Source organism: Rhizobium sp. R634 (assembly GCF_002211305.1).
Taxonomy (GTDB): Bacteria; Pseudomonadota; Alphaproteobacteria; order Rhizobiales; family Rhizobiaceae; genus Rhizobium.
The window spans coordinates 64,465-90,677 of sequence record NZ_LOKW01000007.1; the positions used below are offsets into that span (position 1 = coordinate 64,465).

General features: G+C 63.0%; 25 protein-coding genes. 20 read left to right on the forward strand and 5 right to left on the reverse strand.

From position 1 onward, the window contains the following. Positions 1-109: 109 nt before the first annotated feature. The 3 genes from sppA to ATY77_RS11120 all read left to right on the forward strand — a co-directional run bounded on the left by sppA (position 110) and on the right by ATY77_RS11120 (position 1,931). Entirely contained in the window at positions 110-1,060 is a 951-nt protein-coding gene (gene sppA, locus ATY77_RS11110) for a signal peptide peptidase SppA (protein ID WP_088687354.1), read from the forward strand. 29 nt (positions 1,061-1,089) lie between these two features. After that, complete coding sequence (locus ATY77_RS11115) at positions 1,090-1,389, forward strand: integration host factor subunit beta (protein ID WP_003544934.1); 300 nt, start codon at positions 1,090-1,092, stop codon at positions 1,387-1,389. 209 nt (positions 1,390-1,598) lie between these two features. Further along, entirely contained in the window at positions 1,599-1,931 is a 333-nt protein-coding gene (locus ATY77_RS11120; RefSeq protein WP_088676644.1) for a DUF1049 domain-containing protein, read from the forward strand. Between the two features lie 36 nt (positions 1,932-1,967). Here ATY77_RS11120 and ATY77_RS11125 read toward each other — a convergent pair whose 3' ends face one another. Then, on the reverse strand, positions 1,968-2,402 hold the full coding sequence (locus ATY77_RS11125; RefSeq protein ID WP_088687355.1) for a GNAT family N-acetyltransferase: 435 nt from the start codon (positions 2,400-2,402) through the stop codon (positions 1,968-1,970). 44 nt (positions 2,403-2,446) lie between these two features. Continuing rightward, positions 2,447-2,902, reverse strand: a complete 456-nt coding sequence (locus ATY77_RS11130) for a carbon monoxide dehydrogenase subunit G (RefSeq protein ID WP_088687356.1) — start codon at positions 2,900-2,902, stop codon at positions 2,447-2,449. 107 nt (positions 2,903-3,009) lie between these two features. Between ATY77_RS11130 and ATY77_RS11135 the strand changes: the two genes are divergently transcribed. The 6 genes from ATY77_RS11135 (at position 3,010) to ATY77_RS11160 (ending at position 9,500) form a co-directional block, all read left to right on the forward strand. After that, complete coding sequence (locus tag ATY77_RS11135) at positions 3,010-3,600, forward strand: NUDIX hydrolase (RefSeq protein WP_088687357.1); 591 nt, start codon at positions 3,010-3,012, stop codon at positions 3,598-3,600. A gap of 119 nt (positions 3,601-3,719) precedes the next feature. Next, a complete protein-coding gene (locus ATY77_RS11140) occupies positions 3,720-4,817 on the forward strand; it encodes a class I SAM-dependent methyltransferase (protein ID WP_088687358.1) in 1,098 nt (365 codons plus the stop codon). Further along, positions 4,814-5,674 (forward strand): RNA methyltransferase, encoded by an 861-nt coding sequence (locus ATY77_RS11145; protein ID WP_088687432.1) that lies wholly within the window; start codon positions 4,814-4,816, stop codon positions 5,672-5,674. Before ATY77_RS11140 ends, ATY77_RS11145 begins: the two co-directional genes overlap by 4 nt. Continuing rightward, the gene (gene lspA / locus ATY77_RS11150) at positions 5,671-6,174 is read left to right on the forward strand and encodes a signal peptidase II (RefSeq protein WP_088687359.1); all 504 of its coding nucleotides are present in this window, start codon (positions 5,671-5,673) and stop codon (positions 6,172-6,174) included. Before ATY77_RS11145 ends, lspA begins: the two co-directional genes overlap by 4 nt. Before the next feature lie 55 nt (positions 6,175-6,229). Further along, positions 6,230-8,512, forward strand: coding sequence for an ATP-binding protein (locus ATY77_RS11155; protein ID WP_088687360.1), 2,283 nt, complete (start codon positions 6,230-6,232; stop codon positions 8,510-8,512). A gap of 109 nt (positions 8,513-8,621) precedes the next feature. After that, the gene (locus tag ATY77_RS11160) at positions 8,622-9,500 is read left to right on the forward strand and encodes a GNAT family N-acetyltransferase (RefSeq protein WP_088687361.1); all 879 of its coding nucleotides are present in this window, start codon (positions 8,622-8,624) and stop codon (positions 9,498-9,500) included. Between the two features lie 169 nt (positions 9,501-9,669). Here ATY77_RS11160 and ATY77_RS11165 read toward each other — a convergent pair whose 3' ends face one another. Together ATY77_RS11165 and ATY77_RS11170 are read right to left on the reverse strand one after the other, a co-directional pair. Further along, positions 9,670-10,659, reverse strand: a complete 990-nt coding sequence (locus ATY77_RS11165; protein ID WP_088687362.1) for a helix-turn-helix transcriptional regulator — start codon at positions 10,657-10,659, stop codon at positions 9,670-9,672. 172 nt (positions 10,660-10,831) lie between these two features. Next, the gene (locus ATY77_RS11170; protein ID WP_088676635.1) at positions 10,832-13,117 is read right to left on the reverse strand and encodes an NADP-dependent malic enzyme; all 2,286 of its coding nucleotides are present in this window, start codon (positions 13,115-13,117) and stop codon (positions 10,832-10,834) included. A 113-nt stretch (positions 13,118-13,230) separates the two neighbouring features. Here ATY77_RS11170 and mutS point away from each other — a divergent pair, with 113 nt between their 5' ends. The 4 genes from mutS (at position 13,231) to murJ (ending at position 20,877) form a co-directional block, all read left to right on the forward strand. Further along, positions 13,231-15,954: a DNA mismatch repair protein MutS gene (gene mutS, locus ATY77_RS11175; RefSeq protein WP_088687363.1), complete on the forward strand. Its 2,724-nt coding sequence runs from the start codon at positions 13,231-13,233 to the stop codon at positions 15,952-15,954. Between the two features lie 10 nt (positions 15,955-15,964). Beyond that, positions 15,965-16,240 carry a hypothetical protein gene (locus ATY77_RS11180; RefSeq protein WP_088676633.1) on the forward strand — a complete coding sequence of 92 codons (276 nt, stop codon included), beginning with the start codon at positions 15,965-15,967 and terminating at the stop codon, positions 16,238-16,240. A gap of 133 nt (positions 16,241-16,373) precedes the next feature. After that, complete coding sequence (locus tag ATY77_RS11185; RefSeq protein WP_088687364.1) at positions 16,374-19,280, forward strand: [protein-PII] uridylyltransferase; 2,907 nt, start codon at positions 16,374-16,376, stop codon at positions 19,278-19,280. A 10-nt stretch (positions 19,281-19,290) separates the two neighbouring features. Continuing rightward, on the forward strand, positions 19,291-20,877 hold the full coding sequence (gene murJ / locus ATY77_RS11190; protein WP_088687365.1) for a murein biosynthesis integral membrane protein MurJ: 1,587 nt from the start codon (positions 19,291-19,293) through the stop codon (positions 20,875-20,877). A gap of 120 nt (positions 20,878-20,997) precedes the next feature. Here murJ and ATY77_RS11195 read toward each other — a convergent pair whose 3' ends face one another. Next, positions 20,998-21,426, reverse strand: a complete 429-nt coding sequence (locus tag ATY77_RS11195) for a D-Ala-D-Ala carboxypeptidase family metallohydrolase (RefSeq protein WP_088687366.1) — start codon at positions 21,424-21,426, stop codon at positions 20,998-21,000. 188 nt (positions 21,427-21,614) lie between these two features. Here ATY77_RS11195 and ATY77_RS11200 point away from each other — a divergent pair, with 188 nt between their 5' ends. From ATY77_RS11200 to ATY77_RS11230, 7 genes are all read left to right on the forward strand, one after another. Then, positions 21,615-22,010 carry a VOC family protein gene (locus ATY77_RS11200; protein ID WP_088687367.1) on the forward strand — a complete coding sequence of 132 codons (396 nt, stop codon included), beginning with the start codon at positions 21,615-21,617 and terminating at the stop codon, positions 22,008-22,010. A 121-nt stretch (positions 22,011-22,131) separates the two neighbouring features. Next, positions 22,132-23,196 (forward strand): tryptophan--tRNA ligase, encoded by a 1,065-nt coding sequence (trpS, locus tag ATY77_RS11205; RefSeq protein WP_088687368.1) that lies wholly within the window; start codon positions 22,132-22,134, stop codon positions 23,194-23,196. Between the two features lie 88 nt (positions 23,197-23,284). After that, positions 23,285-23,776, forward strand: a complete 492-nt coding sequence (locus ATY77_RS11210) for a universal stress protein (protein ID WP_088676627.1) — start codon at positions 23,285-23,287, stop codon at positions 23,774-23,776. Positions 23,777-23,881: 105 nt separating this feature from the next. Further along, positions 23,882-24,448: a NifU family protein gene (locus ATY77_RS11215; protein ID WP_088676962.1), complete on the forward strand. Its 567-nt coding sequence runs from the start codon at positions 23,882-23,884 to the stop codon at positions 24,446-24,448. A gap of 89 nt (positions 24,449-24,537) precedes the next feature. Beyond that, complete coding sequence (gene tsaB, locus ATY77_RS11220; RefSeq protein WP_088687369.1) at positions 24,538-25,200, forward strand: tRNA (adenosine(37)-N6)-threonylcarbamoyltransferase complex dimerization subunit type 1 TsaB; 663 nt, start codon at positions 24,538-24,540, stop codon at positions 25,198-25,200. Beyond that, positions 25,197-25,697: an N-acetyltransferase gene (locus tag ATY77_RS11225; RefSeq protein WP_190233704.1), complete on the forward strand. Its 501-nt coding sequence runs from the start codon at positions 25,197-25,199 to the stop codon at positions 25,695-25,697. Before tsaB ends, ATY77_RS11225 begins: the two co-directional genes overlap by 4 nt. A gap of 84 nt (positions 25,698-25,781) precedes the next feature. After that, on the forward strand, positions 25,782-26,210 hold the full coding sequence (locus tag ATY77_RS11230; RefSeq protein WP_088687370.1) for a Fur family transcriptional regulator: 429 nt from the start codon (positions 25,782-25,784) through the stop codon (positions 26,208-26,210). Positions 26,211-26,213: the final 3 nt, after the last annotated feature.

Sequence of the window (26,213 nt, forward strand, 5' to 3'; positions counted from 1 at the left end):
CAACAAAACGGAAAAACATCAAAAAGTGGCATTCGTACGTGCCGCTGCCACCCTATTTCACCGGACCCATCGGCGGATGCCGAACCGGAGCCCAGCGCTGGAGGTTTTCATGGACAGTTCGATCATTGCGGATCGGCGGCGGCTGCGCCGCAAGCTCGGATTCTGGCGTGTCGTCGCGGTCGCCCTGATCGTGGGGCTTGGTTTCGCCTTCTACCAATTTGCCCTCGGCGACGCCGGAACGGCGCGCCCGCATGTCGCCCATGTGACGATATCGGGGCTGATCGTCGATGACGACGAGCTTCTCGAGCGATTGAAAAAGATCGAGGCCGACAACCAGGTCAAGGCGGTGGTGGTTTCGATCTCCTCGCCCGGCGGCACGACCTATGGCGGCGAAAAGATCTTCAAGGCGATCCGGGCGATTGCGGCCAAGAAGCCCGTCGTCTCCGACGTGCGCACGCTGGCCGCCTCCGCCGGCTACATGGTCGCCACTGCCGGCGACACGATCATTGCCGGCGACAGCTCGATCACCGGCTCGATCGGCGTCATCTTCCAATATCCGCAGATCCAGCCGCTGCTCGACAAGATCGGCGTATCGCTGCAGGAGATCAAATCCTCGCCGCTGAAGGCCGAGCCCTCGCCCTTCCACGAGGCGAGCGAGGAAGCGAAGTCGATGATCCGCAACATGGTGCTCGACAGTTACAACTGGTTCGTCGATCTGGTCGCCGACCGGCGCAAGCTGCCGCGGGATGAGGTGCTGAAGCTCGCCGACGGCACGATCTACACCGGCCGGCAGGCGCTGAAGGTGAAACTCGTCGATACGATCGGCGGCGAAGCGGAAATCCGCGCCTATCTCACATCGCGCGGCATCGACAGCGAACTGCCGATGGTGGATTGGGACAAGAAGAGCAATACGCCCTTTCTGCTCGCGGGGGCTGTCTCGCGGTTGATTACGATCTTCGGTTATGATGATCTCGTCAAAGGCCAGGATCTCAATGGAATCCTGCCCCCAAAGTTGCTTCTTGACGGGCTGCTTTCAGTTTGGCAGGTTGGCCGCGATTGATAAGAAATCAATAATTTAAGGGGGCGACTGTGATCAAGTCCGAATTGGTGCAGATTGTTGCGGCACGCAACCCGCATCTCTATCATCGCGACGTCGAGAATATCGTCAACGCGGTTCTCGACGAGATCACCGATGCACTGGCTGCGGGTAACCGCGTCGAATTGCGCGGCTTCGGCGCCTTTTCCGTGAAGAACCGCCCTTCCCGTTCCGGCCGCAACCCGCGCACCGGCGATACCGTCTTCGTCGAGGAAAAGTGGGTTCCCTTTTTCAAGACCGGCAAGGAACTGCGCGAGCGGCTGAACCCCGGCCAGGCCGACGAAGAGGATTGAGCGGCGCGAACTGCCTGCGGCGAAACCGCACTTGAACTTGAAGGCCGTTTTCCTATTCTGCTAGAGCATGTCGCGCAAAGGTGTGCAGCGGTTTGTGACATGCGTAAAAACAAAGGCCTAAAGCGCAAGGAGCGAATCTGAAAGATCGCGGCTCGCTTTGGCGCATCGGCCCGAAAAGACCGGCGCAATCCAGCATGTGGAGACCTGAAATGGCCAAGAAGATCGTCAACCTTTTGATTTTGTTGCCGCTCGGCGTCATTCTCATTGTCTTCTGCGTCGCCAACCGGCAGAGCGTCACGCTCGCCTTCAATCCGTTCAGACCCGAAGACCAGGTGCTTGCGGTTTCCGCACCCTTCTTCGTCTTCCTGTTCATCGCGCTGATCACAGGCATGCTCGTCGGTTCGGCTGCCACCTGGTTCGGCCAGGGCAAACACCGCAAGCGCGCCCGCACCGAGGCCAAGGAAGCCATCCACTGGCAGGGCGAAGCCGACCGCCACAAGAACCGCGCCGAGGAAATTGCCGGGCAATTGCCGTCGCGCTAAGCCATCCAATATTTCAGACAGCGGTTCTGCCGGTCATCAGGCCGGAACGAAGCTCAGCTCCTCATAATCGCCTTCCGGCGACGCGCCGTTGCCGGTGACCTCGAAACCATGGGAGAGGTAGAAGGCCTTTGCCCGCCGGTTTTTCACCAGGCATTTCAGGCGGTATTTGTGTCGCGGCCATTCCGGCAGCGCCCGCAAGAGCGCCGTCCCGGCGCCGCGGCCCTGGAATTCCGGGCGTATATACAGCATGTGAATGAAATCATCCGCCGGCCAGAGCGAGAGAAAGCCGGCCACGCCGCCATCCGCGTGGTCGCAGACGAAAATCGTCTCGCCATTGGTATGGGCGGCGAAATCCTCGCGGTGGAACTTGCCGGGATCGACCCAGACGAATGTTTCGCGGCGTACGGACAGATAGATCTCCGCAAGCGCTTCCTGGTCTTCCGCCCGCGGCGGCCTGATGGTCCATGTCATGATTCCGGCTTAAACCAAGCCCCTGGCCGCGCCAAGCCGTGACGTCAGTCCGCCGCCATTTTGGCGACGACGGCGGCGTTGAAATCCGAAAAGAACCCCTCGGCGAGCCTGTGCGAGGTGGAATCGAGCAGGCGGGCGCCGAGCCCTGCGAGCCTGCCGCCGAGTTCGGCCCCGGCGCGGTAGTGCAGGATCGTCTCGGCACCGCTTTCCTCGAGCACGACATCCGCACTGCCTTTGGCAAAACCGGCAAGGCCGCCCTTGCCTTCGGCAGACAGCGTGTAGCTTTTCGGCGCATCGACATTGGAAAGCGTCAGCAGTCCGTGGAAGGTGGCCGACAGCAGACTGAACTTGACCTTGATCGTCGCCACGAAGGTTTCCGGCGACAGCCGCTCGATATTTTGACAGCCGGGGATGCAGACGCGCATGATCTCGGGATCGTTGAGCGCCGCCCAGACGACATCCCGCGGCGCGGCGATGCGTTCTTCGCCGGTGAAATCCATTCGACAGCCCCATCTCCGATTCGCTCAATCTTATCCCAGCGGCAAAGCGCTTTGCCAAGGCGGAGGGCGATGTTATCTGCCTGGCTTCATCTGGAGCAGGGATTGTGATGAGCGACGAATTGAAGCCCTGGAGCGTGACGGCGAGCCGCATCACCTATGAGGATCGCTGGATCAGGCTTCGCAGCGACGACTGCCTGACCGCTGATGGAACCGTCATCGCCCCGTTCCATGTGCTCGACTACCCCGATTGGATCAACGTCATCCCGCTGATGCCCGACGGGCGCGTATTGCTGACGCGGGAATACCGGCATGGCCGCGGCGAGATCGTGCTCGGCCTCGTCGCTGGTGGCGTGGAACGTGGTGACATGGAGACCGGCGATGCGGCGATGGCGGCGGCGCGGCGCGAACTGCGGGAAGAGACCGGCTACGAAGCCTCGACTTTCGTCAGGCTGCTCACTTCCTATCCGAATGCCGCCAACCACAGCAACGTGGTCACGAGCTGGCTGGCGCTCGGCCTGAACAGAGCAGGCGAACCCAGTTTCGACCCCGGCGAGAAGCTCGACATGCTGTTTGCCGATCTCGGCGACATCCTCGCCGATCTACGGTCCGGCGCCGTCATTATGCAGTCGATGCATGTCGCAGCGCTTTATTCGGCAGAAAGCTGGCTCCGCATGCAGGGACGCGAGGGCTTGAAATAAAGGCCGGGCCGGGAGAACCTGCTCCGGGGCTTGGTCGGCGCAGTTGATCCGGCGCAGTCTTCTGGGCTAGAGGACGAAAACCTCATGAAAACACCTCGACAGAGACGCGGAAGAGCACGTTGAAACAAAGAGAACGCCGGCTGGGCCAGAAGAAGACATCAGGTCCCGCCGGTGAAAGCCGCAGGGACGATCGGGCCGGCCGGCCGGCGAAGCCCGTCGCGCGGCCTGCGGTCGCACGCGAGGCGGTGCGCGAAGCTCCGGCACCGGCTGCTGTTTCGCGCTCTCTCATGACACGCAGCGGCGAACGCCCGGCTGAGCGCGTGCCTGTTATTCTCGAATCGCTCGGGGCCGGCGACTTTCACCTGATCGACAGCGGGAACGGCCAGAAGCTGGAGCAATACGGTCCCTATCGCATCATCCGCCCAGAGGCCCAGGCGCTGTGGCAGCCTTCGCTGCCACCGCATGTCTGGGAAAAGGTCGATGCCGTCTTCACCGGCGATACCGACGAGGAAGGCACCGGCCGCTGGCGCTTCCCGAAGGAGGCGCTCGGCGAGACCTGGCCGCTCAACCTGCTCGGCGTCGATTTTCTCGGCCGCTTCACCTCCTTCCGTCATGTCGGCGTCTTTCCCGAACAGATCGTGCACTGGAGCTGGATGAAGGAGCAGGCCGAAACAGCCGGCCGGCCGCTGAAGGTGCTGAACCTCTTCGGCTATACCGGCGTCGCCTCGCTTGTCGCCGCCGCGGCAGGCGCCGAGGTCACCCATGTCGACGCATCGAAGAAGGCGATCGGCTGGGCGCGGGAAAACCAGGCGCTCGGGCGCATGGAGAAGCTGCCGATCCGCTGGATCTGCGAGGATGCGATGAAATTCATCCTGCGTGAGGAGCGCCGCGGCAGCCAGTACGACATCATCCTCACCGACCCGCCGAAATTCGGCCGCGGCCCGAACGGCGAGGTCTGGCATCTCTTCGAGCATCTGCCGCTGATGCTCGACATCTGCCGCGAGATCCTCTCGCCGAAGGCAGCCGGCCTGGTGCTGACGGCCTATTCGATCCGCGCCAGCTTCTATTCGATCCACGAGCTGATGCGCGAGACGATGCGCGGTGCGGGCGGCGTGGTCGAATCCGGCGAGCTGGTGATCCGCGAGGCAGGCGCCGACGGCAAGACGCAAGGCCGCGCGCTTTCCACCTCTCTCTTTTCCCGTTGGGTGCCGAAATGAGCAAGGACTTTCACGATCAGGGACCGCGCAGGGTCGGGCAGGTGAAGGAAGTCACCTCGCTCGCCAATCCCATCATCAAGGACATCAAGGCGCTGACGAACAAGAAGTCGCGCGAGGAGAGCGGGACTTTCCTCGCCGAGGGACTGAAGCTCGTCATCGATGCGATCGAACTCGGCTGGACGATCCGCACGCTGGTCTACGCCAAGGCGGCCAAGGGCAAGCCGCTGGTCGAGCAGATGGCGGCAAGGACCGTCGCCTCCGGCGGGCTGGTGCTCGAAGTCAGCGAAAAGGTGCTCGCCTCGATCACCCGCCGCGACAACCCGCAGATGGTCGTCGGCATCTTCGACCAGCGCTGGAAACCGCTCAGGGATATCCGGCCGAAAGAGGGCGAGACATGGGTGGCGCTCGACCGCGTGCGCGACCCCGGCAATCTCGGCACCATCATCCGCACGGCCGATGCGGCCGGCGCTTCCGGCGTCATTCTGGTCGGAGAAGCGACCGATCCCTTCTCGCTCGAGACCGTGCGCGCCACCATGGGCTCGGTCTTCGCCGTTCCGGTGGCGCGTGCGACTCCGGAGGAATTCATCGCCTGGCGGAAATCGGCCGGCGTTTCCATCGTTGCAACGCATCTTGCCGGCGCGGTCGATTACCGCACGATCGACTACAGGAAGAAGCCGGTCGTATTGCTGATGGGCAACGAGCAGTCCGGCCTGCCGGACCAGCTGGCGAGGGAGGCCGACGCGCTCGCCCGCATTCCGCAGCAGGGCCGCGCCGATTCCCTGAACCTCGCCGTCGCCACCGCCGTCATGCTTTTCGAGGCGCGCCGCCATCTCCTCTCACTTCCCGAGGTCAAATGACCGAACAGACGCACGCACGCCTCGCGCTCTTTTCTCGCCCGGCGCCCATTCTTTTCTTCATCGTCATCGCCGTTCTCATCGACCAGGCCGTCAAGATCGCCGTCGATCACTATCTGCCGCTGCAGGAAGCGGTTCCCGTCATTCCAATGCTGGCGCTCTACCGCACCTACAATCTCGGCGTCGCCTTTTCGATGCTGTCGGGCATGGACGGCTGGTTCATCGTCGCCATGCGGCTCGTCATCGTCGCCTTCGTCATCTGGCTGTGGTACCGCACGGAGAAGGATCGCTGGCTCGCGCATCTCGGCTATGCGCTGATCATCGCCGGTGCGATCGGCAATCTCGTCGACCGCTTCGCCTATGGCCATGTGATCGATTACATCCTCTTCCACACCGACAGCTGGTCTTTCGCGGTCTTCAACCTCGCCGACAGCTTCATCACCATCGGTGCGGGCTGCGTCATCCTCGACGAACTGCTGCTGCCGAAAAAGGCGAGCCGCTAAAATCTTATCGAATTCCTGAAGGCATTCGGAACGGCCCTCATGTTACCCAGATACCATGCACAACCTGGGACAGTTGCAGGAAAGATTGTCCGCCGCGTTCGGCGGAACCGCCGCCAAGCCGCATGAAACGCGGCTGGAGGGCTCTCCCTCACGGCCGGACGCATCCGCATCCCAGCAAGCCGATGACGCCCGAAAGGGGCCTGCGGCCGCAAGGGTCCTGCTGTTCTATTGGCTGGGCGGGACCGGCCTTCTCACCGCGACGATCCTGATGCTGCTTGCCCATGCCGGCGATCCGCTGGTCCTTTCGGGCGGCCTCGTCGTTCTCGGCCTTGCCGTCATCGCCAGCTATGCGGTCCTGATGGTCCGCCGGCGCCGGCCCCGGCAGCCCAAGATGAAACCTATGCCGGACTGGAACGACGGCGCGAAACTCTTTGCCGACGTGCACGACGTGCTCGGCGATATCACGGTCAGCCGCACCATGGACCGGCGCATCATCGGCGCCAACGATACTTTTCGCCGCCTGACCGGGCGGCCGCGTCCGGAAGGGCGGACCTGCGAGGAGATCGGAATCGCCTTTCGCCCCGGCCCGGTGCCGCACTGCTACGATGTCGAGATCTCGACGCCGGAGGGCCAGCGCATCTTTCTCTGGCGCGACGTCGTCACCCGCGATCCGGCAAACGGCCGCCTGCTGTTGCAGAGCGTTGCCCGCGATGTGACCGAGGAACGCCTCATCGCCCAGGCGCGTGAAGAAGCCCGGCAGAAGGCCGAATATAATAGCGCCGCCAAATCCAGGCTGCTTGCCACCGTCAGCCACGAGGTCCGCACGCCGCTTTCGGGCATTCTCGGCATGACGCATCTGATCGCGGAAACGCGGCTGACGCAGGAACAGCAGGATTATCTCGCGAACATACGCCAATCCGGCCATGCGCTGGCGCAGCTCGTCGATGACCTGCTCGACTTCTCCACCATCGAGGTCGGCCGCTTCGAGCTGCATCCGCGCTCGGAATCGCTGCGCAAGCTCCTGGAAAGCGTCGTCGAAATGCTCGCCCACCGGGCGCATGAAAAAGGCATCGAGATCGGCGCGACGGTATCGTCCGACGTGCCGGAGAATATGAGCTTCGATCCGGCGCGGCTGCGCCAGGTGCTCTTCAACGTCATCGGTAACGCGGTGAAATTCACCCAGGCGGGCGGCGTCTTCATCCGCGTGTGGCTCGATGCCGGCAATCTGCTGATCACCGTGGCCGATACGGGCCCCGGCATGACGGCGGAGGAGCAGGCGCGCGTCTTCGGCGAGTTCGAGCAGGGCGGCACCGTCGCGGAGAAGAGCAGCGGCACCGGGCTCGGCCTTGCCATCTCCGCCCGCATCATGCGCGAATTCGGCGGCGCGCTGACGGTTGCCAGCGAAAAAGGCAAAGGTAGCGAATTCTCCATCCGCTTTCCCGTCGACATCGGCAGCGAGCGGCCGGACCGGCGAAACACGTTGCTTGCCGGCAACAGCGTCGTGCTACTGGCGCCTGCCGGGGCTGCGCGCGCTGCGATTGCCGAAACGATCACCGCGCTCGGCGGCCTCTGCCATCTCGTCAGCGACGGCGAGACGGCGCGTGCGACGCTGCTCGGCATGGCCAATGGCAGCCGGCGGCCGACCGATATCATCGTCGACCATCGCATGTCGGCAGAATTTTCCACCCATCTCGCCGACCGCGCCGAAATCGCCGCGCTCGGCCTGCGCAAGGTCCTGCTTGTCAATCCGGAGGAGCGCAGCGCCCATCCGCTCGATCTCTTCGACGCCTGGCTCATCCGGCCGCTGCGCGAACAATCGCTGATCGACGTGCTGCGCGGGCGCATGCGCGGCATGGAGAAACGCGACGCGCTGAACGACAACCAGCCCGGCTTCGGCCTTTCGGTGGCGGAGACGCGGGTTGCGGCGAGCGGCCTCAGCATCCTGCTCGGCGAGGACGATCCGATCAATGCCATGCTGGTGCGTGTCATGCTCGAAAAGGGCGGGCATAAGGTGCGCCACGTCGAGGATTTCGAGACGCTGCTCGATTGCGCGCTCTACGAGGCAAGCGCCCGGCCCGACATCATCATCAGCGATCTCTCGATGCCGGGCGGCAACGGCATCGACATGCTGGGGCGTCTGCGCGGCCACGAACGGCGTCTCGATCTTGCCCCGGTTCCGGTGATCGTGCTGACGGCCGACAAGAGCGACGAATCGCGCCGCCAGGTCTTGCTGAACGGCGCCAACCGCGTCATGGTAAAGCCGGTCGATCCGGTGCGGCTGCTGACGGAAGTTCAGGCTGTCGCCGCGCTTTCCGCCCGTCGCGCAGAGGCGCGGTAAGGCGCTCGGGACCAGCCCAGGCTTCTTGCGCCGGGAAATGCAATATGTCACTTTCCTGTCGTACAGAAGTGTTTTATGGCGTCGATAAGCCGGCAACGGGAGAATCGCCATGTCCTCCATCGACATCCTGAATCGTGACACTGCTGCGGAGGCTGCCCGACCCTCGACGGCGGCCGTGCAAAAGGACGGCGATATCCTCGGCCGCATCGGCAACCTGGAGACCCGCCTTGCCCGCACGGCACGCGAGATCGATGCCGCCCAGGCCGTCCGTTATCGCGTTTTCGTCAATGAAATGAAGGCGCAACTGCCGCCGGAAGCGATGCGCCGCGAACGCGATTTCGATGCCTATGACGCTTTCTGCGACCATCTTCTCGTTCTCGACCGCTCGCTCGAGGGCGATCCGGAAGACCAGATCGTCGGTACCTACCGGCTGTTGCGCCAGGACGTCGCGCTTGCCAATGGCGGTTTTTACTCGGCTTCCGAATTCGAAATCGAGAGCCTGCTGGCCAAGCATCCGGACAAGCGTTTCATGGAACTCGGCCGGTCCTGCGTGCTGCCGGAATACCGGACCAAGCGCACCGTCGAGCTTCTGTGGCAGGGCAACTGGGCCTATGCGCTGAAGCACGGCATGAGCGCCATGTTCGGCTGCGCTTCCTTCCCTGGCGTCTATCTGGAAAGCCACGCGCTGGCGCTGTCCTTCCTCTATCACACTGTGTTGGCGAAGGACGAATGGGCGGTCGGCGCCCTGCCGCATCTCGCCCGCAACATGGACCTGATGCCGGTCGAGGCCGTCAATCCCAAGCGGGCGCTGATGGCTTTGCCGCCGCTCATCAAGGGTTATCTGCGCCTCGGCGCGATGGTCGGCTCCAACGCAGTTATCGACCACGCCTTCAACACGACAGACGTGCTGATCGTGCTGCCGATCTCCAGCATTTCGGACCGTTACCTGAACTATTACGGCGCCGACGCCGGCCGCTTCTCGAGCTGAAGCGTGTCGCGCAAAAGTGCGCGCGGTTTTGCGATAACGACACGTGTAAAAACAAAGATCTAAAGCACGGGAAGCGAATCTGAAAGATCGCGACGTGCTTTAGAGTTTTCCTGGTCTGATCGAAGCATTCAGTCCTGGCGGAAACCCGCCAGGCCTTTCGATCGGCGCCTTATATATCGGATCGCCTTCTCGTGTCCGACGGGTTCTCTCCATAGGCCGCCCGATAGATCGCCGCGAAACGGCCAAAGTGGAAAAATCCCCACTTCAAACAGATATCCCGCAACGGCTGCCGGTTTGAAGGATCGCGCAGATCCTCCCGGACCGCTTGCAGGCGGATCGTCCTGAGGTAAGCGGAGGGTGTGGTTCCCTTGAAGGCGCGAAAACCGACTTCAAGCGCGCGAATGGAAATGCCTGTCGCCTCCGCGACACTATGCATTGTCAACGGCTGTGCGATGTTCGCTTGCATAAATTCAATTGCACGACGGACGTGGCGAGGCGCGATCAGGTGGATTTTCTTGTCGAGAAGATGCGAGAGCCGATGAGGAACCAACCGCACCACCAGATCGGCAAACGCCTGGATCAGGTTCAACATGGCAATTGGCGAGTGAAGCAGCGGGCCGCTGTTGCGCATGCCGATGATCATCGTGTGCGCGAGATTGCCGATCATCTGTCCCGCTGCCGTGGACCGATCAACGACCGGCGCCAAGTCCATTGACCCGATCAGCGGGGTCTCCAATACGGCGGCGACGGTCTGAGCCAAGATCGTCCAACTCAGACTGAGTGTGTCCGACCGGTGAGGCGCCGCCCTCACGGAAACCCGTTCCGGCTCGAGATTGTTCGTCAACAATAGCCGCCCGGGCGTAGCTTCGACCACAGTCCGGCCAAACGATACGTCGAGAGCCCCCGTGCGCGGGACGATGATTGTCAGCGTTTGCGGCGTTCCATGTGCCGTTCTTGCACCCCAGCCGCCGGAATCCTGATTGCTGACCAGCGACAACCTCTCATCGCCCCAAAACCCGACCTTCCAGTCCAGCGGTTTGTCTCGACCATTTCGCCATGCGTCGAAAGAACCGAACCCCTTGGTCAGAGCCTCGACCATATCGTCGAAGGTTGTGCCCTGAAATCGGGCGGTGAAATTCGGGGATGCATTTTCCGGCATGGGAATCCAAAAGGCTGATGAAATATCAAATTTATGCCGCGCGCACTGTATCAAAAGTATGACTTATCGGATGGACGCTTTCAACCATATCCTCGGCGAGTAAGCCACAAAAAGGCGCGCCCGGCCGACGTGCTGTCGGCCGGGCGCTAAATCCGAATCGGCAGAGGCGAGTTTACGAACCTGCCCCATAGGCAGCGATCGCCGCCATGTTGACGATGTCGCTGTCCTTGGCACCCATCGAGGTGATCTGCACCGCCTTGTCGAGGCCGACGAGGATCGGGCCGATCACCGTCGAGCCGCCGAGTTCCTGCAGCATCTTGGTCGAGATCGAGGCCGAGTGGAAGGCCGGCATGACGAGCACGTTGGCGGGGCCGGAAAGGCGGCAGAAGGGATATTGTTCCATCACCTTGCGGTTCAGCGCGACGTCGGCCGCCATCTCGCCGTCATATTCGAAATCGACGCGGCGCTTGTCGAGGATCTTCACCGCCTCGCGCACCCGCTCGGAGCGTTCGCCCGAGGGATGACCGAAGGTGGAATAGGCGAGCATCGCGACACGCGGCTGATAGCCCATGCGGCGGGCGAGACCGGCGGCCTCCTCGGCGATATCGGCAAGCTGCTCGGCCGTCGGCATGTCATGCACCGCCGTATCGGCAACGAAGACCGTGCGGCCGCGGCAAAGCGCCAGCGACACGCCGATGACGCGGTGGCCCGGCTTCTCGTCGATGCAGCGGCGCACATCCTCGAGGGCGGTCGAATAGTTGCGGGTGATGCCCGTGACCATGCCGTCGGCGTCGCCCAACGCCACCATGGTGGCGGCAAAGTGGTTGCGGTCGTTGTGGATCAGGCGCTGGGCATCGCGATGGAGATAGCCGTGCCGCTGAAGCCTGGCGTAGAGATAATCGATATAGGCCTCGACGCGGGTCGAGATGCGGGCATTGACGATCTCCAGGCCCGGCCGGTTAAGATCGATGCCGGCGCGTTCGGCCGTCGCACGGATCAGGTCTTCGCGGCCGAGCAGGATGGCGGTGCCGAGCTGCTGATTGGCGTAGGAGAGCGCGGCCCGCAGGACCTGCTCCTCCTCGGCTTCGGCAAAGACGATCCGCTTCGGGCGGCGGCGCACGCGCTCATAGAGGCTCGCGAGCGTCGAGGCGATCGGATCGCGGCGCGCCGAGAGCTCGCGGGCGTAACCCGCCATGTCGGTGATGACCTTGCGGGCGACGCCGGTTTCGATCGCGGCTTCCGCGACCGCGACCGGGATCGCCGAGATCAGTCGCGGGTCGAAGGGAACGGGGATGATGTATTGCGCCCCGAAACGTGGCCGGTTCCCCTGATAGGCGGCGACCACATCATCGGGCACGTCCTCGCGGGCAAGATTTGCCAAGGCCTTGACAGCTGCGATCTTCATTTCGTCGTTGATGGTCGAAGCGCGGACATCCAGCGCCCCGCGGAAAATATAGGGGAAGCCGAGAACGTTGTTGACCTGGTTCGGATAATCCGAACGGCCCGTCGCCATGATGGCGTCGTCGCGGATGCGGGCCACCTCTTCCGGGGTGATTTCGGGATCGGGATTGGCCATGGCGAAGATGATCGGCCGATCGGCCATCGAGCGGATCATATCGGCCGAGAACGCGCCCTTCTGAGACAGGCCGAAAATGACGTCCGCACCCTTCATCGCCTCTTCCAGCGTGCGCGCATCGGTCTTTGCCGCATGCGCCGACTTCCACTGGTTCATGCCCTCGGTGCGGCCCTGGTAGATGACGCCCTTGGTATCGCAGAGGATGATATTGTCAGGCGCAAAACCCATCGCCTTGATGAGCTCGACGCAGGCAATCGCCGCCGCTCCCGCCCCGTTGCAGACGAGCTTCGTCGTCTTCAGGTCGCGGCCGGTCAGCTCCAGCGCGTTGATCAAGCCGGCGGCGGCGATGATTGCCGTTCCGTGCTGGTCGTCATGGAAGACGGGAATGTCCATCAGCTCGCGCAGGCGGCTTTCGATGACGAAGCAATCCGGCGCCTTGATGTCTTCCAGATTGATGCCGCCGAAGGACGGGCCGAGGAAGCGCACGCAGTTGATGAACTCGTCGACGTTTTCGGTATCGATCTCGAGGTCGATGGAATCGACGTCGGCAAAGCGCTTGAAGAGCACCGACTTGCCTTCCATGACCGGCTTGGAGGCGAGAGCACCCAGATTGCCGAGGCCGAGAATGGCAGTGCCGTTGGAAATGACCGCGACCATATTGCCGCGCGCCGTATAGTCGTAGGCCGTCTGCGGATCGGCGGCAATCGCCTTGACGGGGACGGCGACACCGGGGGAATAGGCGAGCGAGAGATCGCGCTGCGTCGCCATCGGCTTGGTCGGATTGATCTCCAGCTTGCCGGGGCGGCCCATGGCGTGAAAATCGAGCGCCTCCTGGTCGGTCACCGAGGTCACCGGACGATCCTTCTTATCGATATCGGGCATATATCCTCCAACGTCCTGTGGGCGACGCTTTGCTCTTCCTCAAATGCTGTTGTCATCTATAGCGGCGGGCGGATAGGGTTGGCACCTGTTTTTTTGGGAAAAACTGCACCTCCGTGAACGCACGAATAGATACCGGGAACGAAGCCTTTTCGGCTGCCGAGCTTGCTACGGCGGAAAGCCGCGCCTCGGCCACGCCGATGATGGAGCAATATATAGAGATCAAGGCGAACAATCCGGATTCGCTTCTCTTCTATCGCATGGGCGACTTTTACGAGCTGTTCTTCGAGGATGCGCTGGAAGCCGCCCGCGCGCTCGGCATCACGCTGACGAAGCGCGGCCAGCACATGGGCCAGGACATTCCGATGTGCGGCGTTCCGGTGCATGCGGCCGACGATTATCTGCAGAAGCTGATTTCCCTCGGTTTCCGCGTCGCCGTCTGCGAGCAGATCGAGGATCCGGCCGAAGCCAAAAAACGCGGCGGCAAATCTGTCGTCAAGCGCGACGTCGTCCGCCTGGTCACGCCGGGCACGATCACCGAGGAAAAGCTGCTTTCGCCCTCGGAATCCAATTATCTGATGGCGCTGACCCGTATTCGCGGCGGGGCCGAACCGACGCTGGCGCTCGCCTGGATCGATATTTCGACCGGCGTCTTCCGGCTTGCCGAAACCGAAGCATCGCGGCTGCTCGCCGATATTCTGCGTATCGATCCACGCGAACTGATCCTGCCCGACACGATCTTCCACGATCCGGAACTGAAGGCGGTCTTCGACGTGCTCGGCCGCACTGCCGTGCCGCAGCCGGCTGTGCTCTTCGACAGCGCCAGCGCCGAAGGCCGGATCGCGCGTTACTTCGGCGTCGCCACGCTCGACGGCTTCGGCACCTTCTCGCGCGCCGAGCTTGCGGCGGCGGCCGCAGCCGTCGCCTATGTCGAGAAGACGCAGATCGCCGAGCGGCCGCCACTCGGCAAGCCGGAGCGGGAAAGTGCGGCCTCGACGCTCTTCATCGACCCCGCCACCCGCGCCAATCTGGAACTGGGCCGCACGCTTTCGGGTGATCGCAACGGCTCGCTGCTGAAGGCGATCGACAGGACCGTCACCGGCGGTGGCGCACGGCTTCTCGCCGAGCGGCTGATGTCGCCGCTCACCGATCCCGGCCGCATCAATGCCCGGCTCGATTCGATCGGCTTTCTGATCGACGAACCCACGCTCTGCGGCAATCTGCGCGACACGCTGAAACATGTGCCTGATATGCCGCGGGCGCTCTCCCGCCTGGCGCTCGACCGCGGCGGCCCGCGCGATCTCTCGGCGATCCGCCAGGGCCTCGGAGCGGCGGCCGGAATTGTAGAGATGCTCGGTAAGGCGATGCTGCCCGAAGAACTCGGCGAGGCGCTCGCCGGGCTGCAAGCTCTTCCGGCGGCGCTGGAAAAGCTGCTCACCGTGACGCTCGCCGACGAATTACCGTTGCTGAAGCGCGACGGCTTCCTGCGCGACGGCGCCAATGCCGAACTCGACGAGGTCCGGGCGCTGCGCGACCAGTCGCGCCGCGTCATCGCCGGCCTGCAGCTGCAATATGCCGAGGAAACCGGCATCAGGTCGCTGAAGATCAAGCATAACAACGTCCTCGGCTATTTCATCGAGGTGACCGCCGGCAATGCAGGGCCGATGACGGATACGGCGGAGGCGAAAGCCCGCTTCATCCACCGCCAGACGATGGCGAGCGCCATGCGCTTCACCACCACCGAGCTTGCCGATCTCGAAAGCCGCATCGCCAATGCCGCCGACCGGGCGCTCGCAATCGAACTCGAAGCCTTCGACAGGATGACGGCGGCCGTCGTTGAGGAAGCCGAGGCGATCAAATCGGGCGCGCGGGCGCTCGCCGTCATCGATGTCGCAGCGGGCCTTGCGCTTCTTGCCGAAGAGCAGGCCTATTGCCGGCCGCAGGTCGACGGCTCCAAGATGTTTGCGATCGAGGGCGGCCGCCATCCCGTGGTCGAGCAGGCGCTGCGGCGGCAGGCGAGCGGCCCCTTCGTCGCCAATCATTGCGATCTCTCGCCGAAGGACGGCGACAAGGACGGCGCCATCTGGCTGCTGACCGGTCCGAACATGGGCGGCAAATCGACCTTCCTGCGCCAGAATGCGCTGATCGCGATCCTGGCGCAGATGGGCTCCTTCGTGCCGGCGACATCAGCCCATATCGGTGTCGTCGACCGGCTTTTTTCGCGCGTCGGCGCCTCCGACGACCTGGCGCGCGGGCGCTCTACCTTCATGGTCGAGATGGTGGAAACGGCTGCGATCCTCAACCAGGCAAGCGACCGCTCCCTCGTCATCCTCGACGAAATCGGCCGCGGCACCGCCACCTTCGACGGCCTGTCGATCGCCTGGGCGGCCGTCGAGCATTTGCACGAGGCCAACCGCTGCCGCGGCCTCTTCGCCACGCATTTCCACGAACTGACGGTGCTTTCCGAAAAGCTTGGCCGGCTATCGAACGCCACGATGCGCGTCAAGGAATGGGACGGCGACGTCATCTTCCTGCACGAGGTCGGGCCGGGTGCGGCCGACCGCTCCTACGGCATTCAGGTCGCCCGGCTTGCCGGGCTTCCGGCCTCGGTGGTGGCGCGCGCCCGCGACGTGCTGACCCGTCTCGAGGACGCCGACCGCAAGAACCCGGCGAGCCAGCTGATCGACGACCTGCCGCTCTTCCAGGTGGCAGTGCGCCGCGAGGAGACGGCGCGCGGCCCGTCCAAGGTCGAGGAGACGCTGAAGGCGATGAGCCTTGACGACATGACGCCGCGCGAGGCGCTGGATGCGCTTTACGATCTCAAGAAGAAGCTGAAATAGGAGCGCGCCCATGTTCATGGAGAAGCTGGTTCGCGAAACGCAGCGCCTCTCGCTCATCTGCTCCATGCTCGACACGATGCGGCGCGCCGACAAGGACCGCAATGCGCGCGGCTGGACATCGCCGATCGGCCTGCTGAAAATCACACGCTCCTGCGCTATGATATCCGAGCTCGCGACCTCGATCGCCATGGCAGGCTATCGCGAATGCGACAAGCAGACGCTCGAGGAGATCCTGAGCGAAACCCGGCAGGTGCTGTACGCGCTGCAAGCGCAGACCGCCGCTTGAGGCTTATGGCGAGCGTGCTGCCTCTTGCGGCAAAGCGTCCCGCATCGCAGCATGGCAACACCATTTCGCCAAATTTAAAGGTTCATGCAGTATCAAGGCCCGTGTCATTCATCGGGCAAAGAGGCTATAGCGCATGCAAACGAAACAAGCGGAAAGCCCTGAACCGGCAGCCCGGCATGAACAGGAAACCGCCCCTGTGACAGCGATGCGCGACCTCGATTTCTCTCAGATCCTCGACGCCGAACTCCTGCAGAAGCAGTGCGATGCCGTCGCCGAAGCCAATCGCAACCGGCCGGACGTCATGCGCGCAGATCTTCTCGCCGCGTTGAAGAAGGCAAGCGCGGAAGGCCGGCAGAAGGCACGCGCCGCCCTTATGGCCGACGGCGGCGGGCTCAATTGCGCCTACCGGATTTCCTGGCTGCAGGACCAGATCATTGCCGTCCTCTACAATTTCGCCATCACCCACGTCTTCCCGCAGCAGCGGGACAAGTTCGCGGTCACCGCCGTCGGCGGCTACGGCCGCGACACGCTGGCGCCGGGCTCCGATATCGACCTGCTGTTCCTCTTTCTGCCGCGGCCGGCGGACGAGACGCACAAGGCGGTCGAGTTCATGCTCTACGTGCTCTGGGACATGGGTTTCAAGGTCGGCCATGCCACCCGTACGGTGGATGAATGCATCGCGCTTTCGAAGTCCGACATGACGATCCGCACCGCGATTCTGGAGATGCGCTACATCTGCGGCCTGCAGCGGCTGGAGACGGAGCTGGAGACCCGCTTCGACAAGGAAATCGTCACCGGCACCGGTCCTGAGTTCATCGCCGCCAAGCTTGCCGAACGCGACGAACGCCACCGCAAGGCAGGCGACACGCGCTACCTCGTCGAACCGAATGTCAAGGAAGGCAAGGGCGGGCTTCGCGACCTGCACACGCTGTTCTGGATTTCGAAATATTATTATCACGTGCGCGATCAGGCGGAGCTGGTCAAGCTCGGCGTGCTCTCCAAGCACGAATACCGGCTGCTTGAGAAAGCCGACGATTTTCTCTGGGCCGTGCGCTGCCATATGCACTTCCTCACCGGCAAGGCCGAGGAGCGCCTGTCCTTCGACATCCAGCGCGAGATCGCCGAAGCCTTCGGCTACCACACCCGTCCCGGCCTTTCAGCGGTCGAGCGGTTCATGAAGCACTATTTCCTCGTCGCCAAGGATGTCGGCGATCTGACCCGCATCCTCTGCGCTGCACTCGAAGACCAGCAGGCGAAGTCGATCCCGGGCCTCACCGGCGTCATCAGCCGCTTCACCCACCGCAACCGCAAGATCGCCGGCAGCGTCGAATTCGTCGAAGACCGCGGCCGCATCGCGCTGGCCGACGCCGAAGTCTTCAAGCGCGATCCGATCAGCATCATCCGGCTCTTCCACGTCGCCGACATCAACGGGCTGGAATTCCATCCGGATGCGCTGAAGCGCGTCACCCGTTCGCTGGCCCTGATCGACAACAGGCTCAGGGAAAACGACGAGGCGAACCGGCTCTTCATGTCGATCCTGACGTCGAAACGTGATCCGGCGCTCATCCTGCGCCGCATGAACGAGGCCGGCGTGCTCGGCCGCTTCATCCCCGATTTCGGCAAGATCGTCGCGATGATGCAGTTCAACATGTATCACCACTATACGGTCGACGAACATCTGATCCGCACCGTCGAGGTTCTCTCCGAGATCGACGGGGCGCGGTCCGAGGATCTGCATCCGCTCGCCAACAAGCTGATGCCCAATATCGAGGACCGCGAGGCGCTTTATGTCGCCGTTCTTCTCCACGATATCGCCAAGGGCCGGCTGGAGGATCATTCGATCGCCGGCGCCCGCGTCGCCCGCAAGCTCTGCGCCCGCTTCGGCCTGTCGCAGAAACAGACGGAAATCGTCGTCTGGCTGATCGAGGAACATCTGACGATGTCGATGGTGGCGCAGACCCGCGACCTCACCGACCGCAAGACGATCACCGATTTCGCCGACCGCGTGCAATCGCTCGACCGGCTGAAAATGCTCTTGATCCTCACCATCTGCGATATCCGCGCCGTCGGGCCCGGCGTGTGGAACGGCTGGAAGGGCCAGCTTCTGCGCACGCTCTACTACGAAACCGAGCTGCTGCTCGCCGGCGGCTTTTCGGAAGTCTCCCGCAAGGAGCGGGCCAATGCGGCGGCCGACGCGCTGCGCGCGGCACTTGCCGAGTGGAGCCAGAAGGACCGCAACACCTATACCAAGCTGCACTACCAGCCCTACCTGCTTTCCGTGCCGCTGGAAGACCAGCTCCGCCACGCCCATTTCATCCGTCAGGCGGACAAGGCAGGACAGGCCCTCGCCACCACGGTGCGGACCGACAGCTTCCACGCGATCACCGAGATCACCGTGCTGTCGCCCGACCATCCGCGGCTGCTCGCCGTCATCGCCGGGGCCTGTGCGGCGGCCGGCGCCAATATCGTGGATGCGCAGATCTTCACGACTTCGGACGGGCGCGCGCTCGACACGATCCATGTCAGCCGCGAATTCACCGACGATGCGGACGAGCTGCGCCGCGCGGCGACGATCGGGCGGATGATCGAGGACGTGCTGTCCGGCCGCAAGCGCCTGCCCGAGGTCATCGCCACGCGCACGCGCAACCGCAAGAAAAGCAAGGCCTTCGTCATTCCGCCGTCGGTCAACATCACCAACAGCCTGTCGAACAAATTCACGGTCATCGAGGTCGAATGCCTCGACCGGCCGGGACTGCTCTCGGAGATCACCGCCGTGCTCTCCGATCTGTCGCTCGACATCCAGTCGGCCCGCATCACCACCTTCGGCGAAAAGGTGATCGACACCTTCTACGTCACCGATCTTGTGGGACAGAAGATTTCCGGCGACAGCAAGCGCGCCAATATCACCGCCCGGATGAAGGCCGTCATGGCCGAGGAGGAGGACGAGCTGCGCGAGCGCATGCCCTCCGGCATCATCGCACCTGCCGCCACCGCCCGGACCTCGACCCCCACCGACAAGAAAGCCGGTTCTCCCGCATGAGCCCCCAAGCATGAGCCTCGTCAAGAAATTCGCGACCGTCGGCGGCGCAACCCTCGGCAGCCGCATCTTCGGCTTCGCCCGCGAAACGCTGATGGCGGCAGCACTCGGCACCGGGCCGATGGCCGACGTCTTCTACGCCGCCTTCCGTTTTCCCAACCTCTTTCGCCGGCTGTTTGCCGAAGGAGCCTTCAATGCCGCCTTCGTGCCGCTCTTTGCCAAGGAGATCGAGGCGAACGGCACGGATGGGGCCAAGCGCTTTTCCGAAGAAGTCTTCGGCGTGCTTTTTTCGGTGCTGCTCCTCATCACCATCGTGATGGAACTCTGCATGCCGCTCTTGGTGCGCTTCGTCATCGCGCCGGGCTTTGCCGACGACCCCGAGAAATTCTCGATCACGATCCGCATGGCGGCCGTGATGTTCCCCTATCTCATGTGCATGTCGCTGACAGCGATGATGAGCGGCATGCTGAATTCGCTGCATCATTTCTTCGCCGCCGCCATCGCCCCCGTCTTCTTGAACGTGGTGATGATCGGGGCGCTGTTCTATGCGCTCTATACCGGCGCCGACCCGCTGGCGACCGCCTGGTATCTCTCCTGGGGCGTGCTTGCCGCCGGCGTGCTGCAGCTCGCCGTCGTCTATGTCGGCGTGCTGGCAGCCGGCATGAGCATCGGCTTCCGCTTCCCGAAAATGACGCCGAACGTCAAGCGGCTGCTGATCCTCGCCGTGCCGGCGGCCGTCACCGGCGGCATCACCCAGATCAATCAGCTGATCGGCCAGGCGATCGCCTCCTCGCGCGACGGCGCGATCGCGGCGCTGCAATATGCCGATCGCATCTACCAGCTGCCGCTCGGCGTCGTCGGCGTCGCCGTCGGCGTGGTGCTGCTGCCGGAGCTTGCCCGGGCGCTGAAGGGCGGTGCGCTGCGCGAAGCGGCGAACCTGCAGAACCGCTCGATCGAATTCGTGCTGTTCCTGACGATCCCCGCCGCCTTCGCGCTCTGGATCCTCTCCGACGAGATCATCCGCGTGCTTTACGAACGCGGCGCCTTCCATCAGGAAAACACCGCCGTCGTCGGCGCGATCCTGGCGATCTACGGCATCGGCCTACCCGCCTTCGTGCTGATCAAGGCGCTGCAGCCCGGCTTCTATGCCCGCGAGGACACCAAGACGCCGATGCGTTTTTCGGCGATCGCGGTTGCGACCAACTGCGCCACCGCGCTCACCCTCTTCCCCTATATGGGCGCTCCCGGCATTGCCGTCGCCGAAGCCACCGCCGGCTGGATCAGCACCGTGCTGCTGTTCACCACGCTTCTGCGCCGCGGCCATCTGACATGGGAATGGGCGCTGGCGAAGCGCGCCGCGCTGCTCGTCATCGCCGCTGCGGTCATGGGTGCGGCCATCGTCTTCCTCAAACAATATTTCGCACCCTGGCTGGCGTCCGGCGCGCCGCTTCTGACCAAGATCGGCACGCTCGGGCTGCTGATTGCGATCAGCATGCTGATCTATTTCGCCGCCGCCTTCCTGATCGGCGGCGCCGATCTCGGCATGATCCGCCGCAATCTGAACCGCAAGCCGGCGCCGGCGAAAGATGCACAAAACTAGGGCGATTGCCGGCCGCCCCTCATCCGGCTGCCGCCACCTTCTCCCCGTAAACGGGGCGAAGGAGAATAGCTGCAGCCTCTCCGTCCCCCGCAAGACCGAGCAGCACTTTCCTGGATTGCTTCAACAATCCACCCATCGTCTCTGCGGGCCGACGTCGACGTGAATGATGCCGTTGCAATAGCTGCCGATGCCGCCGATGCCGGGCGCGCTTCTTGCGGCGGCAATGATGGTGCGCTCGGAGAGGCCGGGAACCCTGATATCGGCCGCCAGGCATTTTCCATGCAGGGAGCCGTGGCGGCGCGGATGCGGCCGGTGGCCGGAGGTGACGATCGGGCGGCGGCCCGTCTTTGCCGCGATATGGGACAGGATCGCCCTCAGGCGCGTGGGAAAACAGCCGGCGCGAACGCTGACGGTCTGGACCGCATAGGCGAGGCGCGCCTCATGCTTGGGAAGATAAACGGCATGCCTTTTGGCGTCTTGACCGACGGCATTCGTTGCTGATTGTAGGGCGAAAAGGCCTGCCATGACGAGTAAACTGGCGTTCTGCATGGTCCCTCCGAGCGGTTGGCACGGCGGCCTGCGGGCCGCCAAACGTGCGCCCGGAGATTTTCAGTTCAATAAAAGCTTTTCTGTGAAATTTTATACTCAATTATAGCTAAATCAAATGATCAATTTGGCTTAAAATCTGGGGCTCAGCCGCCTCGAAATGGAATAAACGTCCAAATCTAGGAGATCATATGATGCAGTCGCTTTTTCTCGTCACTCTCGTCGTCGACGATTACAACAGCGCCAAGGCATTCTATTGCGACGCGCTTGGTTTCGAGTGCCTTCAGGACGAGGCGCAGCCGGAGGGCAAGCGCTGGGTGGTGGTAAAGCCGAAGGGCGGGGATGGCGCGGCCTTTCTGCTGGCGCAGGCGGCAAACGATGCGCAGCGGGCGGCGATCGGCAATCAGACGGGCGGCCGCGTGGGCTTCTTCCTGAAGACCGACGATTTTGCCCGCGATCATGCCGCAATGCTTGCGGCCGGAGTGCGCTTTCTGGAAGAGCCGAGGCATGAGGTTTACGGCACGGTGGCGGTCTTTGCGGATCCCTATGGCAACAGCTTCGACCTGATCCAGCATGCCGCAGCCTGAACCCCTTGATTGCGACGGGTTGCCCGTGCATAAGCCGCGGCGTTAACAACATGGGCGAAAAGCCCTGCTGCCATGCAGCAAACCAAAGCTGTGGGCCCTCCACCAGCCTATTGAGGACGACATGAGCGAATTCAAGAAACTCGTATTCTCCGGCGTGCAACCGACCGGCAATCTGCATCTCGGCAATTATCTCGGCGCGATCCGCCGGTTCGTGGCGCTGCAGGAAGGCAACGACTGCATCTATTGCGTCGTCGACATGCATGCGCTCACCGCTCAGCTCGTCCACGAGGACATGCCGAGCCAGACGCGTTCGATCGCAGCCGCCTTCATCGCCGCTGGCATCGATCCGGAAAAACATATCGTCTTCAATCAATCGGCCGTGCCGCAGCATGCCGAGCTCGCCTGGATCTTCAACTGTGTCGCCCGCATCGGCTGGATGAACCGCATGACGCAGTTCAAGGACAAGGCCGGCAAGGACCGCGAGCAGGCCTCGCTCGGCCTCTACGCCTATCCGAGCCTGATGGCCGCCGACATCCTCGTCTATCGCGCCACCCACGTGCCTGTCGGCGAGGACCAGAAGCAGCATCTCGAGCTTGCCCGCGACATCGCGATGAAATTCAACCTCGATTATGCCGAACATATTCGAAAGACCGGTTACGGCGTCGACATCACCGTCGGCGATGAGCCGGTGCATGCCTATTTCCCGATGGTGGAACCGCTGATCGGCGGGCCGGCGCCGCGCGTCATGTCATTGCGCGACGGCACCAAGAAAATGTCGAAATCGGACCCCTCCGACCTCTCGCGCATCAATCTGATGGACGACGAGGAAGCGATCTCGAAGAAGATCCGCAAGGCGAAGACCGATCCGGACGGCTTGCCGAGCGAGATCGATGGGCTGCAGGGCCGTCCCGAGGCGGATAATCTGGTGGCGATCTATGCAGCGCTCGCCGACAAGTCGAAGGCCGAAGTGCTTGCCGAATTCGGCGGGCAGCAGTTCTCCGTCTTCAAGCCCGCGCTGGTCGATCTGGCGATCCATGTGCTTGCGCCGATCACCGGCGAGATGCGCCGGTTGATGGACGACACCAGCCATATCGACGCCATCCTGCGCAGGGGCGGAGAGCGCGCAAGGGAACGCGCCGAAGTGACGATGAAGCAGGTGCGCGACGTCATCGGCTTCCTCTACTGAGAGGCGCATCTCCTCTTCTCTCCGCTGGGGCAAGAGGAGCAAAAACTGAGCTTGCAATTTTTTCGCTTCGGGTGTCAGAGTCCGCTCCATGGTATCGAAGCGACTCTCACGGCTCGAAGGTCATCGCCGCAAATTCATGGCGGTGATCGACGGTACACCCGAATGCCAGCGCGCCGTTCATTATGCCGGCCGGCGCGCGAAGAATTCCAATGGCGGCCTCGTGCTGCTCTACGTGATCCCGGACGGCGATTTCCAGCAATGGCTCGGCGTCGAGGAGATCATGCGGGCCGAGGCGCGCGAGGAGGCTGAGGCGGTGGTCGCCAAGATCGCCCAGATCGTGCGCGAAACGATCGGCATCGAGCCCGAGATCGTCATCCGCGAGGGCAGCGCCGCCGAGCAGATCAACGCCATGATCGAAGAAGACCGCGATGTGGCGATCCTCGTTCTTGCCGCCGGCTCGGCGAAGGAAGGCCCAGGGCCGCTGGTTTCATCGGTCGCCGGCCGTGCCGCCGCCTTTCCGATCCCGGTCACCGTGTTGCCGGATACGTTGACCAACGAGGAAATCGACGCGCTCTGCTGAGAATCTTGAGTACAAGTCTCTTGATTAGAGCCCGCATTGGGCTTATTTTCTTTTGAAGAGTTCTAAAGTCGGCTGAGGTCACGGGCCTGCCGCATGGAGATCCAGATGTTCATTCAGACCGAAGCCACACCCAATCCCGCCACGCAGAAATTCCTGCCGGGCAAGGTGGTGATGGAAAACGGCACGGCCGAATTCCGCAGCGCTGAAGAGGCGCAGGCCTCGCCGCTTGCGGCTCGCCTGTTCGACATTCCCGGCGTGACCGGCGTCTATTTCGGCTACGACTTCATTTCCGTCTCCAAGGACAATGCCGAATGGCAGCATCTTAAGCCGGCTATCCTTGGCTCGATCATGGAGCATTTCATGTCCGGCAAGCCCGTCATGGGCGATGCCTCCATCCTCTCCGAAGATGCCGATGCCGACGAAGAGTTCTTCGACGAGAGCGATGAATCGATCGTGCTGACCATTAAGGAGCTTCTCGAGACCCGCGTGCGTCCGGCCGTTGCCCAGGACGGCGGCGACATCACCTTCCGCGGTTTCAAGGACGGCAAAGTCTATCTGAACATGAAGGGTTCCTGCTCCGGCTGCCCGTCCTCGACGGCAACGCTGAAGCACGGCGTCCAGAACCTGCTGCGCCATTTCGTCCCGGAAGTTCAGGAAGTGATCGCCGCTTAAGAAGCCGGAGTTTTCTCTGGCCGTTCATGTCAAGTTCGGCCGGAGGGATTTATGAATAGGCGACAATAGTTTATTCGGAAATTGATGGCATGATCGTTCTGGCGCTCGACACGGCAGGTGTGGATTGCGCTGCCGCCGTCTATGACAGCGGCAGGAATACGATGCTGGGGGAGGCATCGGACATGATCGGCAAGGGGCATGCTGAACATCTGATTGGTTTCGTCGACCGCGCGCTGGATCAGGCCGGAGTGACGCTTTCTCATATCGACCGCCTGGCCGTCACCATAGGTCCCGGCTCCTTTACCGGCATCCGCGTCGGCGTCGCCGCAGCCCGCGGTTTTGCGCTCTCCCTCAACGTGCCTGCCGTCGGCGTCACCACGCTCGAAGTCATGGCCGCTGCCCGGCGCGAGAAGACACCCGGCCGCGCGGTGCTCGCGGCCATGGACGCCAAACGGGATGAAATCTACCTTCAGCCCTTCGCTGCCGACGGCTCCCCGCTCGATGAACCACGGGCGTTGAGCGTCGCGCAAGCCCAGGCTCTTGCGGCCGGTTTCGACGGCGAGATCACCGGATCGGCGACGCCGCTCCTGAAGGCCGGCACTGACGGCGATCACGCCAATAGATTCCCGATCTCCATCGTGGCGCGCCTCGGTGCTGCCGCCTCCCCCGATGCCGGAAAGCCGAAGCCCCTTTATCTGCGCGGACCCGATGCCAAACCGCAGGCCGGGTATGCGATTGCGCGACGAGTATGACGATGCTGGAAGCCTATCTGACGCTGAAGCCCGAATTCGAAATCATCGCCATGGAGCCCGAGGATTGCCGCGATGTCGCCGTCCTGCATGGCGAACGCTTCGCCCGCCCCTGGGGCGACGGCGAGTTCCATAGCCTGCTTTCCCAGGAAACAGTGTTCGGCTTCGTCGCGCGCCAGACCAACGCCATCTTGAGAAAGCCGCTTCCGGGCTTCATTCTCGCACGCGAAGTCGCCGGCGAGGCGGAAATCCTGACGATCGCCGTGCAGGCCAAGGCCGCCCGCTCCGGGCTCGGCTGGCGGCTGATGCAGGCGGCGATGCGGGAAGCACGCGCACGCGGCGGCGAGACCATGTTTCTCGAGGTCGACAACGGCAATACGGCAGCTCTTGGCCTCTATCGCAAGCTCGGCTTCGAAAAGGTCGGCGAGCGTCAGGGCTACTACAAGCAGGAGAACGGCGCCCTCTCCACGGCGCTTGTCATGAAGCGCGTTCTTCGGTAGTTGCCTGACAGAGAGATGACATGCTGGTCGGCACGAACGCCGTCCTGTCTTGTCGCAAGACGAATATCTTTTTGAAGGCGGGCCATGCCTGAAGTAGCCAAGACCCTTGAGGAGCTTTGCACCGAACGCGGCATGCGCATGACCGAGCAGCGCCGCGTGATCGCGCGGATACTGGAAGACTCACAAGATCATCCCGACGTCGAAGAACTTTACCGCCGCTCGGTGAAGGTCGATGCGAAGATTTCGATCTCCACTGTCTATCGCACCGTCAAGCTGTTCGAGGATGCCGGCATCATCGCCCGCCATGACTTCCGCGACGGGCGCTCGCGCTATGAAACGGTGCCGGAAGAACATCACGACCACCTGATCGACCTGAAGAACGGTACGGTGATCGAATTCCGTTCGCCCGAGATCGAGGCGCTGCAGGAGCGCATTGCCCGCGAACACGGCTTCCGGCTGGTCGACCACCGCCTGGAACTCTACGGCATTCCGTTGAAAAACGAAGACCGCTGAAGC